This is a genomic window from Rheinheimera marina (assembly GCF_042654345.1).
GTDB lineage: Bacteria > Pseudomonadota > Gammaproteobacteria > Enterobacterales > Alteromonadaceae > Pararheinheimera > Pararheinheimera marina.
This window is the reverse complement of the sequence record NZ_JBHSGB010000017.1, coordinates 250,141-263,486: the sequence shown is the minus strand read 5'-3', so window position 1 is coordinate 263,486 and position 13,346 is coordinate 250,141. Positions and strand designations below refer to the sequence as shown.

The window sequence follows — 13,346 nt, the reverse complement described above, 5'->3', positions numbered from 1 at the left end:
TCGCCTTTTTTATTACAGCTGATCGTAGCTGGCTTTTTTCTGAATAAGCTCAATGGCGTAGTTATCCGGATCGCGGACAAAAGCGATTTCTGTGGTACCGCCTTTCACCGGGCCTGGTTCACGGCTAATCACGCCGCCTTTGCTGCGAATAAGCTCGCACGCCGCGTAAATATCATCCACTTCCAACGCAATATGGCCGTAGGCGTTGCCCAAGTCGTAACTTTCTACGCCCCAGTTATAAGTCAGTTCAATAACCGCACCGTCACGCTCGTCCTGATAACCGACAAATGCCAGCGTGTATTTATATTCCGGGTTTTCTGAGGTTCGCAGTAGCTTCATACCTAAAATTTCAGTGTAAAACGCAATGGAACGCTCTAAGTTGCCGACCCGCAACATGGTGTGCAATAAACGCATTAATCATCTCCTAAGTTTTGGTCTGGCCACCAGGTGGCTTAATCAACTTTTTCGGTAAACTCGCACAAGTCTTCAATTAAACAGCTGCCACACTTAGGCTTGCGAGCCACGCAGGTATAGCGGCCGTGCAGAATCAGCCAGTGGTGCACGTCCAGCTTAAATTCAGCCGGTACCACCTTTAGCAGTTTCTGTTCTACTTCGTCAACGTTTTTACCAGGGGCAAATTTGGTCCTGTTGCTGACGCGGAATATATGAGTGTCGACCGCTATCGTTGGCCAGCCGAAGGCGGTGTTCAGCACCACATTGGCAGTTTTGCGGCCGACACCTGGCAGCGCTTCCAGCGCTTCGCGGTTTTCCGGCACTTCACCCTGATGCTGGTCCAGCAAAATGCGGCAGGTTTTGATCAGGTTTTCGGCTTTGGAATTAAACAGGCCTATGGTTTTGATGTATTCCTTCAGACCATCCACACCCAAATCCCAGATCTTTTGTGGCGTATTGGCGACCGGGAATAGCTTGCGGGTCGCTTTGTTGACCCCAACGTCGGTGGCCTGCGCGGATAACAACACGGCTGCCAGCAATTCGAACGGGGTGCTGTATTCCAGCTCTGTGGTCGGCTTTGGGTTGTTATCCCGCAGCCTGACCAATATCTCGCGTCTTTTATCTTTATTCATCAGCTATTTACATGAGTAACCCGGGCGCGGGCGATTTTCTGTTCGGCGGGTTTGCTGCGGGTTTTGGCGCGTAGGTCCAACTGGTTTTTACTGGCGATTAACAGCGCCATCACCAGAAAGGCACCTGGCGGCAGAATGGCCAGCAGCATAGGGTTTTCTGGCGAAAACAGCTGAACTGTCAGCACTTTGGCCCAGTCACCCAGCAGTAAATCGGCCCCGGCAAATAAAGAGCCCGAGCCGACCAGTTCGCGCACCGCACCTAAAGTGCAAAGCACCAGCGAAAAACCAATGCCCATCATCAGACCGTCAAAGGCGGCTGGCCCTACGGAGTTTTTCGAGGCATAGGCTTCGGCGCGACCTATCACAATGCAGTTGGTCACAATCAGCGGAATAAAAATCCCGAGGGCCTGGTACAGGTTATACATCCAGGCGTGCATCAACAGCTCAATGACGGTGACCACAGAGGCAATCACCATTACAAAAATGGGGATGCGAATTTCATTGGGCACAAAGTGACGGATTAACGACACCACAGTATTAGTACTGACCAGCACCAACATGGTGGCCAGGCCAAGGCCCAGTGCGCTGGTTAAACTGGTCGTAACTGCCAGTAGCGGGCAGAGCCCAAGCAATTGCACCAGACCGGGGTTATTTTGCCATAAGCCCTGACGGACTATGTCTTGGTAGACGCTCATTGGGCTGCTCCACAAGTGGCTGGCTGCTGGGCCAGCTCAGGGTGTTGCTGAATATACACTGCGGCATTTTTCACGGCTTTCACCACAGCACGCGGCGTGATAGTGGCGCCGGCGAATTGATCAAACTGACCACCGTCTTTTTTCACCGCAAAGCTTTTGTCTGTGGCAGAGCTCAGCACTTTATCGGCGAAACTTAAAATCCAGGGGTTACGCTTAAGCTCAATTTTGTCGCCAAGGCCTGGTGTTTCTTTGTGCGCCAGTACCCGCACCCCGAGAATTTTCAGCTCGGGGCTAATGGCAGCCAGCACCTCGATATTGCCGCTGTAACCGTCCGGCGCCGTGGTTTCCACCAGATAGGCTTTCACCTGGCCATCCTGCTGGTAGCGATAGATGCGCTGCTCTGCCGCTTTACCCAATAATTGTGCATCCTGGGCCAGTACGCAGTTGGCCAGGATCTCTGTGTTGCCTTTTAGTTCCGGCAGCACTTCCACCAGAGTTCTCAGCTTATTCTGCTCTTGCTGGTGGGCAATTTCCTGCAAGGTTAATTCGTTCACCACAGCCACCGCCAGCACACAGCTGACCGCGGCCACGCCCAGGATCAGGGCATTTTTACTGACAAACTTCAGCATTAATGGCCTCCTTTGGCCTGATGGCCGTAAGTGCGGGGGCGGGTGTAGTAGTCAATCAATGGCACTGTCATATTGGCCAGCATCACTGCAAAAGCCACGCCGTCCGGATAGCCGCCAAAACTGCGGATCACGAAGACTAAAAAGCCAAGTAAAGCACCAAACAGCAAACGGCCTTTTTCTGTGGTTGAGGCTGAGACCGGATCGGTAGCGATAAAAAATGCACCGAGCATGGTCGCACCGGAAAACAGCTGAAACAGCGGTGTGGCATGGGTGTCTGGCGAAATCAGCCAGGCAATCAGGCTGCAGCCAAACAGGCTGCCAAGCATAGCGACCGGAATACGCCATTGAATGACTTTTTGTTGCAGCAGTAACAAACCACCGACTAAATAAGCCAGGTTCACCCAGAACCAGCCTTCACCAGCGCCATAAGCAAACACCGGCTTTTTCTGGCTTTCGGTGGTGGTCAGGCCTTTGCTGAGGTCAGTACGCAAAGTATCCAGCGGGGTGGCCATACTCAGACCGTCGGCGTCCTGACGCAACTGGCTGGTGCTGTAGCCTGCACAACTGTAATTGGTAAAGATGGTGCAGACTGCATCCGCCGGTGTCAGGGCTGTGGCCTGCAAAGGGGTGGCCGGTAACCAGCTGGTCATTGGTTGCGGAAAAGACACCAGCAGCATCACATAAGCCGCCATCGCCGGGTTAAACAGGTTGTGGCCCAAGCCGCCATACAACTGTTTTACCACCACAATGGCAAACAGTGTACCGGTCACCACCAGCCACCAGGGTGCGTACGACGGAATAGCCACTGCCAGTAACACTGCGGTGACCAGCGCGCTGTAGTCATTCAAGCGGCCTTTAATGGCTTTATGGCGCAACCACAGCACCGCCGCTTCGGCGGCCAATGCCGTCACGATCGCCAGCACCAGTTGAACCAAGACACCATAACCAAAAAACCAGGCTTGCACGGCAATGCCAGGCAGGGCAGCTGCGGCTACCCAGCGCATCAGCGAACTGGTTTTTTTCTGCATATGCTGGTGCGGTGAGCTGGCAATTCTGAAACTCATGATGGCTCGTTATCCTGTGCTTTTTTGGCTTTGGCCCGGGCTATGGCGGCCGCTATGGCTGCCTTTTTTGCTGTGGCGGCGTCGGCAGAGCTGTCCTGGGGCACTGGCGGAGCTGGCTCACTGACGGTCGCAGTCTCTGGCGGCTCCGGCTGGCTTGCAGTCTCTGTGGTGATGTCACTTTCTGTGGCTGCTTGTTGGGCTTTTTTCGCTTTGGCGCGGGCAATAGCGGCCGCAACCGCGGCTTTGCGCGGATCTTCGGCCTCTGCGACCGGGGCGGTTTCGAGCGGCGCTGTGTCGGCTGATCCAGCTGTCACTGAAGGCGCTGCGCCATGATCATCCGTTTGTTGGGCTTTTTTCGCTTTGGCGCGGGCAATAGCGGCCGCAACCGCGGCTTTGCGCGGATCTTCGGCCTCTGCGACCGGAGCGGTTTTGACCGGCGCTGTGTCGGCTGATCCAGCTGTCACTGAAGGCGCTGCGCCATAATCATCCGTTTGTTGGGCTTTTTTCGCTTTGGCGCGGGCAATAGCGGCCGCAACCGCGGCTTTGCGCGGATCTTCGGCCTCTGCGACCGGAGCGGTTTCGACCGGCGCTGTGTCGGCTGATCCAGCTGTCACTGAAGGCGCTGCGCCATGGTCATCAGTTTGCTGGGCTTTTTTCGCTTTAGCGCGGGCTAAAGCGGCGGCAATAGCCGCTTTGCGCGGATCTTCCCCGGCGACAACTTCAGCGGTGGCTGGCTGCTCACTGTTGCCAGATGCGCCCTGATCTGCAGCGCGTTTTTGCTGCTGATAGGCCAAGGCTTCGGCTTTTCGGCGTTCGCGCTCGGCCTGCACTGCGGCTTTATCCAGCTCAGGCTGAGCTTTTTGTTGCACCCGCTCAAGCGCTTGCTGCACTTTGCTGGCGGCCGTTTCGGCTTCGCCTTTGGCCTGTTGAGCGGCCAGGCGCTGCGCTGCCAGTTGCTGGTTTTTCTCTAACCGTTCTTGTTTTTCCCGCTCCAGCCGTTCGGTGCGTGCATCAAAGCGGGCTTTGGCCTGTTCTGCTTTTAATTCTTCCCGTTGGGCTTCACGAATTTCGGCTTTGGCGACACGGTAATACTGCACCAGCGGAATTTCGCTTGGGCAGACATAAGCGCAGGCGCCGCATTCAATACAGTCCGACAGATTGTATTCTTTCAGTTTGTCCTGATCCTTGGCTTTGCTGTACCACAGCAACTGCTGCGGTAATAAGCTTGCTGGGCAGGCGTCGGCACAGGCGCCACAGCGGATACAATCCATTTCATTGCTGGCGGCTGGTAATTCGGCGTCGGTCGGCGCCAGAATGCAGTTGGTGGTTTTCACCACCGGGATACGCCAGTCGGCCAGGGTGAAACCCATCATAGGCCCGCCCATAATGATCCGCTGTTGTGGTTCGGCGTTAAATCCACAGGCGCTGAGCAAATCACTGACCGGGGTGCCAATCAGCGTCAGCATATTCTGTTGCTGGTTCAGTGTGTCACCGGCCACAGTCACTACGCGGTGAATGAGTGGAATATCGTCCAGTACCGCCTGGGCAATCGCAAAGGCGGTGCCGACGTTTTGCATCACAATGCCTATGTCCAGTGGCCGGCGGCCGGCGGGCACTTCTTTGCTGGTCAGCAGGCGGATCAGCTGCTTTTCACCGCCGGACGGATACTTGGTCGGCACTTCGCGCACGAAAATATGTTCTTTCTGGCCAATGGCGGCTTTTAACGAAGCGGCTGCGATAGGCTTGTCATCTTCAATACCAATCAATACTGCTTTGGGATTCAGCAGTTTCATCAGAATTTCGATACCGGCCAGAATGTCGGACGCTCGTTCCTGCATCAGCAGGTCATCGGCAGTAATGTAAGGCTCACACTCCACCGCATTGATGATCAGGTAATCCACCGGCTGTTTGCTGCTAAGTTTCAGATGGCTTGGAAAGCCTGCGCCGCCCATCCCGGCAATACCAGCATCCTGAATACGCTCCAGCAAGGTAAAGGCATCGCATTGATCCGGGTCCAGCGGCTGGCGTGGCCGCCACTCGTCCAGGCCGTCCGGTTCCAGGATCAAGGTAGGTTCTGGCAAGGCAGAAGGGTGAGCACTTGGGTGCACTTCAATTGCCGTGACAACACCCGAGGTAGGCGCATGCACTGGCACCGCCATGGCGTTGCTCGCTTTGGTTAACGCCTGGCCTTTTAATACCCGCTCACCCACTTTCACCTGTAACTGCCCGGCCACGCCAATATGCTGGCGCAGCGGAATATACAGCTGCGCCGGAATATCCATCAGCGCGACAGGTTTATGGTTGGTGCGTTCTTTACGGCCTGGTGGATGGATACCACCATGAAAATCCCACAGATCACCGGCCTGAATTTGTTGAAATAAGGTAGCCAAATCAGGACTCCACGACTTTGACCGGTATGGCCTGTAAATCCCATTTCCAGCGCTCCAGGCTGGGTGCAAGCGGGCGCATTTCAATACAGTCGACCGGGCAGGGCTCGACACACAGGTCGCAGCCGGTGCATTCATCCACAATCACCGTGTGCATCTGTTTGGACGCGCCAAGAATGGCGTCGACCGGACAGGCTTGAATACATTTAGTACAGCCAATGCACTCGTCTTCGCGAATAAAGGCCACCCGTTTTACTGCCGGGGTTTGCGCTTCATTCAGCGGTTTGGCGTCCACGCCCATTAAATCGGCGAGCTTCTTGATGGTCGCTTCGCCGCCTGGTGGGCATTTGTTAATCTCATCGCCATTGGCAATGGCTTCAGCGTAAGGGCGGCAGCCCGGGTAACCGCATTGGCCACACTGGGTTTGCGGCAGAATTTCGTCAATTTGGTCGACCAGCGGGTCGGCTTCCACTTTAAAGCGAATGGCGGCATAGCCTAATAAGGCGCCAAAGATCAGGGCCAGGATCCCCAAGGCCCATAAAGCTGTCAGAATGGTCATACTGCTTTCACCAATCCGGTAAAGCCCATAAAGGCCAGTGACATCAGGCCTGCGGTCACCATGGCAATGGCGGCCCCTTTAAAACTGACCGGCACATCGGCAGCGGCCAGGCGCTCACGCATAGAGGCAAATAGAATCAGCACCAGCGAGAAGCCGACTGCCGCGCCAAAGCCATAAATCACCGATGACAGAAAGTCGTGGCGCGCATTCACATTCAGCAGTGCCACACCGAGAACGGCGCAGTTGGTGGTGATCAATGGCAGGAAAATACCCAGTAAACGGTACAAGGTCGGGCTGGTTTTATGCACCACCATCTCCGTGAACTGCACCACTACGGCAATCACCAGAATAAAGGCGAGTGTGCGCAGGTACATCAAGTTCAGCGGTTGCAGCAACCAGGTGTCAACCAGATAACTGCATAAAGACGCCAGTGTCAGTACAAAAGTCGTGGCCATCGCCATACCAATGGCGGTTTCCAGCTTTTTGGAGACACCCATCACAGGGCAGAGGCCAAGAAATTTAACCAACACGAAGTTGTTCACCAGTACGGTACTGACTAACAACATCAGAAATTCGGACATAAGAGTTTCCCAGAAAAAACTGGCGATATTATGCGGCCTTGCAAAGCGACAGACAACAGTTCAGCGTTGAATCGACAAGTATTGCTTATTATTCCAACGCTGCGGGTTTATTCAGGTAGTAGCCTTGCAGGCCATCCACTAACAGCGATTCCAGCATTTGTTTTTCGGCGGCGGTTTCAACATTTTCGGCCAGCACCGCAATACCAATCCGGTGAGCCAGGTCGACCATCAGACGAATAAAGTACTGGTTGTTTTTGTCGTCCTCAATTTGCCGGGTATAGCTGCCATCCAGTTTGACAAAATCCGGCTTTAACTCGCGGAAAAACTTAAAGGAGGTAATGCCCATCCCAAAACGCTCCACCGTGACGCGGGCACCTTGCTGGTGCAGCAAATCCAACAAGCGTTTCGACAAGCGTAGATTGTGCTGCAGGCCTTGTTCACTGATTTCAAACACTAAGCGATTGCACAGCTCAGTGTCCCGGCTCAGCCGTCTGTCCAGCCAGGCAACAAACTGCTCGTCCTGCACGGCACCAGCCGACAGGTTAATGCCCAAGGTCTGGTTGGGCAGACGGGCTGCTAAAGCGATCGCCTGCTCGACAATCAGTTTTTCCAGTTCGACCAGCCGGTCCAGTTTAGCCGCCATATCCAGCACCAGCGCGGTGGGCAGCAGCTGTTCGTCTTTGCTGCGAAAGCGCACCAGCAACTCAGTGTAACTGCGGCTGGCTTTATTCAGCGGCTGGACCATTTGACCAAGCAGGCTCAGCAACTGATGCTCAATAATGTCATCCAGCAGCTGACGCCAGTTTTGCGGTGAAAAACTGGTTTGATGCGCGCTGTGTTCCTGGTCGTTATACAGGTAAAGCCGCACAGAACCTGTGCCGTGTTGTTGTCGCGCCAGCCCAATGGCGGTGTCGGCCAGCGCCAAAAGTTCGCCCAGTGCTTTGCCTTGGTGCGTCAGTACCAGACCCAGGTGAACAGGATGCGTCAGGTCTTTTTGCTGCAGGTAGTGCTGGCACTGTTGCAGCAGCATTTTCGCAATCTGCTGAGCCTGCTCCAGACTGGCGTCTTCCTGCAGCAAGCAAAAATCAGTGTGATTCAGCCGGAACAAGGCTGGGGCAGGGTCCAGACCCAGCTGGCGCAGCTGGTCGGCCATCTCCTTTATATAGAGGTCGCCTGCGATATAGCCCTGCTGCTGATTAATGTCGTTCAGGTTTTCGCAGCGGATCACCACAAACAGACAGTGGTGCACTGCATTGGCATTCTTTAACAAGGTTTCGTAGCTGCGGACAAATTGCTGGCGGTTCGGCAGCCCGGTCAGTTGGTCCACCAAAGCCAGCTCCAGTAAATAGTCGGCGGCTGTGGTGCCAGTAGCTGGCGCTGGGGTTGGCACCGCCGATTGCACTGTGGCCTGATGCGCCGCAGTTTCCATTGGGTGAATGGCGTGTGCCAGTTTTCGTATTGACTGGTTTTTTACCCGATAAAACGGTAGCAGTACCAATAAAGCACTTCCCAGGCATAACAGCAGGCTTTGCCATTGCAGTTGCTGCAGCAGCGTCTGTAACGCAGGCGAATAGCTGACTTTCAGGCCGTGCAGTTCATCACGGATTTCAGTTGGCTGCAGCGACACGCCGAATAAGCCCAGCGCGATGCCCGCCAGCTCAATACCAGATTCTGTTGTCTCTTGCTCGTGCAACACGGCACCATCCAGCTGGCTGACTTTTAAATAAGGCAATTGAAAGCTCACACTGAGCTGGCGGGTCAGAATTTTGGTGTCACCGGTCAGGTGATTGGCCAGCAATTGCTGAATAGCCGCCTGATGGGTTTGCTGCAATTGGCTGATTTGGATGGCGGCAGATTGCCAGAATAACCAAAAACTCAGCACGGCAGAGAGCAGGGCGCAACTCCAGGACAGCAGACTCAGACGCGTAGGTAGTTTCATAAATAAATTCTAATCAGCAATCATCACTTCGGATCTAAGATCCTAAGAGTAAGATATTTCAGAGGAAAAACGAAAGAATTTATCAGGAGTATGGCTCCCCAGGTTGGACTCGAACCAACGACCTACGGATTAACAGTCCGCCGCTCTAACCGACTGAGCTACTAGGGAATAGTGGGTGTATCAGAAGAAATTTGGCTCCCCAGGTTGGACTCGAACCAACGACCTACGGATTAACAGTCCGCCGCTCTAACCGGCTGAGCTACTAGGGAGTGGTATAGCATGTTGTGGTTTTGCTGTTTGGCTCCCCAGGTTGGACTCGAACCAACGACCTACGGATTAACAGTCCGCCGCTCTAACCGACTGAGCTACTAGGGAACAGCTTCACAACGGGGCGCAATACTAATGCCAGCCCCTACCCCTGTCAACACTTTCACCCGCGCTTTTTCAGCAAATAGATTCAGTTGCTTGTTGTTTCGCCAAGCCGCTTAAAAAATGGCTGTTCGGCAGGTTTACGCAGCTATGCATTGCTTATTCATCTCGTATTGAGAATAACCTCAGGCAACGTAAGGGCTGGGTAAGGTTGTCCACAGATTCTGTGGATAAGTCTGTGGGTTTTTGTGCCTGAGGTGTGAAAACCCCAGAGGCAATGCGGTTTAGCGCCAGATCAATAGCTTTGCGGTGAATTTTATAGCGTATAAAAATCAATAACTTATAAAATTAATACAATTGATAATTTATGCATAACAGCGCATAACTGGAAAAAGTTTCGCTTTCTTTGCACTGTGAACACTTTTTAGTAAATTTGCACAATTTCTCCGCGTCCTGACTGGCTTAAAAGCCCAGAGCGCGCTGGAGTCGTCCGCTGCTTTTGACTACAATGGCGGCCCCGTCGACCTAAAGTACCAGTGATGACTGACTCTGCCAGCAAAAAGCCAGATTTATTAAACGGCGATATTCGCCGCACTCTGACCCAAATGACGGTGCCCGTGTTGTTTGGCATGATCACCCTGATGTCGTTTAATCTGGTCGACACCTTCTTTATCAGTATGCTGGGCACCGCTGAACTGGCGGCGGTCAGCTTTACCTTTCCGGTGACCTTTACTGTGATTAGTCTGGCCATAGGTCTGAGTATTGGCACCTCGGCGGTGATTGCCCGGGCCGTTGGGGCAGGGCAGCATCAAGATGCGAAAGCTGACGGACTGGCCGCACTCTGGTTGTCGGCTTATTTAGTGGCCTTGTTGTCGGTTGTTGGTTATTTCAGCATTGACCCCTTATTCCGTTTACTTGGCGCCAAAGCCGATACGCTGCCTTTTATTCACCAATATATGGAGATCTGGTTCCTTGGCGCTGTGTTCCTGATCACCCCAATGATAGGTAACGCCGTGTTACGGGCGTCAGGCGACACCAAAACCCCCAGTATCCTGATGGCCTGTGCCGGGCTGTTAAACGCTATTCTGGACCCTATCCTGATTTTTGGCTGGGGACCTGTGCCTGCGATGGGCGTGGCCGGTGCGTCATTAGCTAGTTTGATTTCCTGGCTGCTGGGTTTTGGCCTGATCCTGCATTTACTGATGTACAAACGTCAGCTGATTGAACGTGGGCACCAAAGCTGGCAGGAGTTTTCCCGCATCAGCCGCAAAATTCTGCATATCGGCTTGCCGGCCGCTGGAGCCAATATGCTGACGCCTTTGGCAATGGCGGTACTGACTGCGGTGATGGCCAGTTACGGCGCTGAGGCGGTCGCTGCGTTTGGCGTTGGGGCCCGGCTGGAAAGTATTGCGTCTTTGGTGGTCCTGGCCTTGTCGATGACCTTGCCACCTTTTATTAGTCAGAATCTGGGCGCCTGTGCTTACCAGCGTATTGATCTGGCCTACCGCACCTGCATTCGTTTTATTCTGCAGTGGCAATTTGCCGTGTACCTGCTGCTTTGTGTCACCGCGCCCTGGCTCGCTGCCGTGTTCACCTCGGACCCGCAGGTAGCGCGCTACATCTGTTACTTCATCTGGATTTTGCCATTGGGCTACGGCCTGCAAGGGCTGATTATTCTGACCAACTCGTCATTTAATGCGCTGCATATGCCACTGAGTGCGCTGCAGCTGTCGGTGGTCCGGCTTTTTGTGTTTTATGTTCCATTCGCCTGGGTGGGCGGGCAGATAGGTGGTGTGATTGGCGTTTTTGTTGGCTGTTTACTCGGCAATTGCTGCACCTCCCTGGTAGCCCGTTTCTGGTTTAAACATAAAGTGGCGCAGCTGCAAGGTTAGGAGGCCCGGGTATGAGTCGTGATTTTGAATTGGTTTCTCAGTACCAGCCTGCTGGCGACCAGCCAACCGCCATCCGCCAACTGGTAGACGGGCTCGAGGCTGGCCTGGCGCATCAAACCCTGCTTGGTGTCACCGGCTCTGGTAAAACGTTCACCATGGCCAATGTGATTGCGCAGGTGAACAGGCCCACCTTAATCATGGCGCATAATAAAACCCTGGCGGCTCAGTTGTACGGTGAAATGAAAGAGTTCTTCCCGAATAATTCGGTCGAGTACTTTGTGTCTTACTACGACTATTACCAGCCCGAAGCTTACGTTCCGGCCAGCGACACCTTTATTGAAAAAGATGCCTCTATTAATGAGCACATTGAGCAAATGCGCTTGTCGGCCACCAAAGCCCTGATGGAGCGCCGCGACGTGGTGATCATCGCGTCGGTGTCGGCTATTTATGGTCTGGGCGACCCAGAATCCTATATGAAAATGCTGCTGCACCTGAAAGTGGGCGACATTGTCGACCAGCGCAGCATTTTACGCCGGCTGGCCGAGCTGCAGTACAACCGCAACGACGTAGCTTTTGAGCGCGCAACCTACCGGGTGCGTGGCGACGTGATTGATATTTTCCCGGCTGAATCGGACGAAATTGCCGTTCGGGTGGAACTGTTCGACGAAGAAATTGAACGTATCAGCCTGTTTGACCCCTTAAGTGGCGCGGTAGAGAAAGTACTGAGCCGTTACACCATTTACCCGAAAACTCACTATGTGACGCCGCGGGAGAAAATTCTGGAAGCGGTCGACAAGATCAAGCTGGAGTTGAAAGACAGGCGTGCGCAGTTGCTGGCAGAAAATCGTCTGATTGAAGAGCAGCGCATCGGCCAACGTACTTTGTTTGATCTGGAAATGATGGTGGAGCTGGGTTACTGCTCCGGCATTGAAAACTACTCACGTTATTTATCCGGCCGGGCCGAAGGCGAACCGCCGCCGACCTTGCTGGATTATTTCCCGGCTGACGGCCTGATGTTTATCGACGAATCGCACGTGACCATTTCGCAAATCGGCGCCATGTATAAAGGTGACCGTTCACGCAAAGAAAACCTGGTGAATTATGGCTTCCGCCTTCCGTCGGCACTGGATAACAGACCGCTGCGGTTTGAAGAATTTGAAGCCATAGCGCCACAACGTATTTATGTGTCGGCCACACCGGCAAATTATGAGCTTGAGCATTCAGCCGGCGAAGTGGTGGAGCAGGTGGTGCGGCCAACGGGTTTGGTTGACCCGCAAATCGAAATCCGCCCGGTGGCGACCCAGGTCGACGATTTGTTGTCCGAAGCTTACCAGGCCGCACAGCGGCAGGAGCGGGTACTGGTCACCACCCTGACCAAAAAGATGGCGGAAGATCTGACTGATTATCTGTCCGACCATGGTGTGAAGGTGCGCTATTTGCACTCGGATATCGACACCGTCGAACGGATGGAAATTATCCGTGATTTACGTTTGGGGGTATTTGACGTGCTGGTGGGTATTAACCTGCTGCGTGAAGGTCTGGATATTCCCGAAGTGTCGCTGGTGGCGATACTGGATGCCGACAAAGAAGGCTTTTTACGTTCCGAACGTTCACTTATTCAAACCATAGGCCGCGCCGCCCGTAACCTGAACGGTAAAGCCATCCTTTATGCCGACCGCATCACAGGTTCAATGGACAGAGCCATCAACGAAACTGAGCGTCGCCGCGCCAAACAAATTGCCTACAACGAAGAGCATGGCATTCAGCCGCAGGCCATTCGCAAAAAAGTGGCGGATGTAATGGATTTAGGCCAGGACAATGCCGAGCCGAAAGTGGCAGAGAAACTGAAGCTGGCCAAAGGCAAAACCCCGTATCAGCTGCAGGCCGAAATCAAACAGCTGGAGCAAAAAATGCTGGCTCACGCCAAGAACCTGGAGTTTGAACAAGCCGCAGCCGTGCGCGACCAAATCCATCAACTGCGTGAAGCCCTGCTCGAAATCTAACTGTGGGGTCTTTTGGGGTCAGGTCTTGTATTTTGCGTTTCAATGCAAAATACAAGACCTGACCCCAAAGGTACAAGACCTGAACCCCAGTGGTTGTTTTTTAACCTTCTGAAATGTTTACATATTTTCACAGTGATATTCAG

At 53.7% G+C, this 13,346-nt stretch carries 11 protein-coding genes and 3 tRNA genes; 2 read left to right on the top strand and 12 right to left on the bottom strand.

Annotated features, from left to right (window positions below; all coding sequences use genetic code 11):
• Positions 1 to 12: 12 nt before the first annotated feature.
• From gloA to ACFO3I_RS17435, 12 genes are all read right to left on the bottom strand, one after another.
• On the bottom strand, positions 13 to 414 hold the full coding sequence (gloA, locus tag ACFO3I_RS17490; protein WP_377336244.1) for a lactoylglutathione lyase: 402 nt from the start codon (positions 412 to 414) through the stop codon (positions 13 to 15).
• Between the two features lie 38 nt (positions 415 to 452).
• Complete coding sequence (nth, locus tag ACFO3I_RS17485) at positions 453 to 1,085, bottom strand: endonuclease III (RefSeq protein WP_377336242.1); 633 nt, start codon at positions 1,083 to 1,085, stop codon at positions 453 to 455.
• Positions 1,085 to 1,780, bottom strand: a complete 696-nt coding sequence (locus ACFO3I_RS17480; protein ID WP_377336240.1) for an electron transport complex subunit E — start codon at positions 1,778 to 1,780, stop codon at positions 1,085 to 1,087. Before ACFO3I_RS17480 ends, nth begins: the two co-directional genes overlap by 1 nt.
• Positions 1,777 to 2,409: an electron transport complex subunit RsxG gene (gene rsxG / locus ACFO3I_RS17475; RefSeq protein ID WP_377336238.1), complete on the bottom strand. Its 633-nt coding sequence runs from the start codon at positions 2,407 to 2,409 to the stop codon at positions 1,777 to 1,779. The genes ACFO3I_RS17480 and rsxG overlap by 4 nt, the downstream gene beginning before the upstream one ends.
• Positions 2,409 to 3,473 carry an electron transport complex subunit RsxD gene (gene rsxD, locus ACFO3I_RS17470; protein WP_377336236.1) on the bottom strand — a complete coding sequence of 355 codons (1,065 nt, stop codon included), beginning with the start codon at positions 3,471 to 3,473 and terminating at the stop codon, positions 2,409 to 2,411. The genes rsxG and rsxD overlap by 1 nt, the downstream gene beginning before the upstream one ends.
• Positions 3,470 to 5,863, bottom strand: coding sequence for an electron transport complex subunit RsxC (gene rsxC, locus ACFO3I_RS17465; protein ID WP_377336234.1), 2,394 nt, complete (start codon positions 5,861 to 5,863; stop codon positions 3,470 to 3,472). The genes rsxD and rsxC overlap by 4 nt, the downstream gene beginning before the upstream one ends.
• Before the next feature lies 1 nt (position 5,864).
• Complete coding sequence (rsxB, locus tag ACFO3I_RS17460) at positions 5,865 to 6,419, bottom strand: electron transport complex subunit RsxB (protein ID WP_377336232.1); 555 nt, start codon at positions 6,417 to 6,419, stop codon at positions 5,865 to 5,867.
• Positions 6,416 to 7,000, bottom strand: coding sequence for an electron transport complex subunit RsxA (rsxA, locus tag ACFO3I_RS17455; protein ID WP_377336229.1), 585 nt, complete (start codon positions 6,998 to 7,000; stop codon positions 6,416 to 6,418). Before rsxA ends, rsxB begins: the two co-directional genes overlap by 4 nt.
• An 88-nt stretch (positions 7,001 to 7,088) precedes the next feature.
• Entirely contained in the window at positions 7,089 to 8,939 is a 1,851-nt protein-coding gene (locus ACFO3I_RS17450; RefSeq protein ID WP_377336227.1) for an EAL domain-containing protein, read from the bottom strand.
• 91 nt (positions 8,940 to 9,030) lie between these two features.
• A tRNA-Asn gene (locus ACFO3I_RS17445) sits at positions 9,031 to 9,107 on the bottom strand.
• 24 nt (positions 9,108 to 9,131) lie between these two features.
• Positions 9,132 to 9,208: transfer RNA gene (locus tag ACFO3I_RS17440), tRNA-Asn, on the bottom strand.
• 29 nt (positions 9,209 to 9,237) lie between these two features.
• A tRNA-Asn gene (locus ACFO3I_RS17435) sits at positions 9,238 to 9,314 on the bottom strand.
• Positions 9,315 to 9,847: 533 nt separating this feature from the next.
• Here ACFO3I_RS17435 and ACFO3I_RS17430 point away from each other — a divergent pair.
• Positions 9,848 to 11,200 (top strand): MATE family efflux transporter, encoded by a 1,353-nt coding sequence (locus tag ACFO3I_RS17430; protein ID WP_377336225.1) that lies wholly within the window; start codon positions 9,848 to 9,850, stop codon positions 11,198 to 11,200.
• An 11-nt stretch (positions 11,201 to 11,211) separates the two neighbouring features.
• On the top strand, positions 11,212 to 13,203 hold the full coding sequence (gene uvrB, locus ACFO3I_RS17425; RefSeq protein ID WP_377336223.1) for an excinuclease ABC subunit UvrB: 1,992 nt from the start codon (positions 11,212 to 11,214) through the stop codon (positions 13,201 to 13,203).
• Positions 13,204 to 13,346 lie beyond the last annotated feature (143 nt).

Bases quoted from the DNA above. Each gene is read 5' to 3' on its own strand.
- gloA (WP_377336244.1), bottom strand. From the start codon at position 414: ATGCGTTTATTGCACACCATGTTGCGGGTCGGCAACTTAGAGCGTTCC.
- nth (WP_377336242.1), bottom strand. From the start codon at position 1,085: ATGAATAAAGATAAAAGACGCGAGATATTGGTCAGGCTGCGGGATAAC.
- ACFO3I_RS17480 (WP_377336240.1), bottom strand. From the start codon at position 1,780: ATGAGCGTCTACCAAGACATAGTCCGTCAGGGCTTATGGCAAAATAAC.
- rsxG (WP_377336238.1), bottom strand. From the start codon at position 2,409: ATGCTGAAGTTTGTCAGTAAAAATGCCCTGATCCTGGGCGTGGCCGCG.
- rsxD (WP_377336236.1), bottom strand. From the start codon at position 3,473: ATGAGTTTCAGAATTGCCAGCTCACCGCACCAGCATATGCAGAAAAAA.
- rsxB (WP_377336232.1), bottom strand. From the start codon at position 6,419: ATGACCATTCTGACAGCTTTATGGGCCTTGGGGATCCTGGCCCTGATC.
- rsxA (WP_377336229.1), bottom strand. From the start codon at position 7,000: ATGTCCGAATTTCTGATGTTGTTAGTCAGTACCGTACTGGTGAACAAC.
- ACFO3I_RS17450 (WP_377336227.1), bottom strand. From the start codon at position 8,939: ATGAAACTACCTACGCGTCTGAGTCTGCTGTCCTGGAGTTGCGCCCTG.
- ACFO3I_RS17430 (WP_377336225.1), top strand. From the start codon at position 9,848: ATGACTGACTCTGCCAGCAAAAAGCCAGATTTATTAAACGGCGATATT.
- uvrB (WP_377336223.1), top strand. From the start codon at position 11,212: ATGAGTCGTGATTTTGAATTGGTTTCTCAGTACCAGCCTGCTGGCGAC.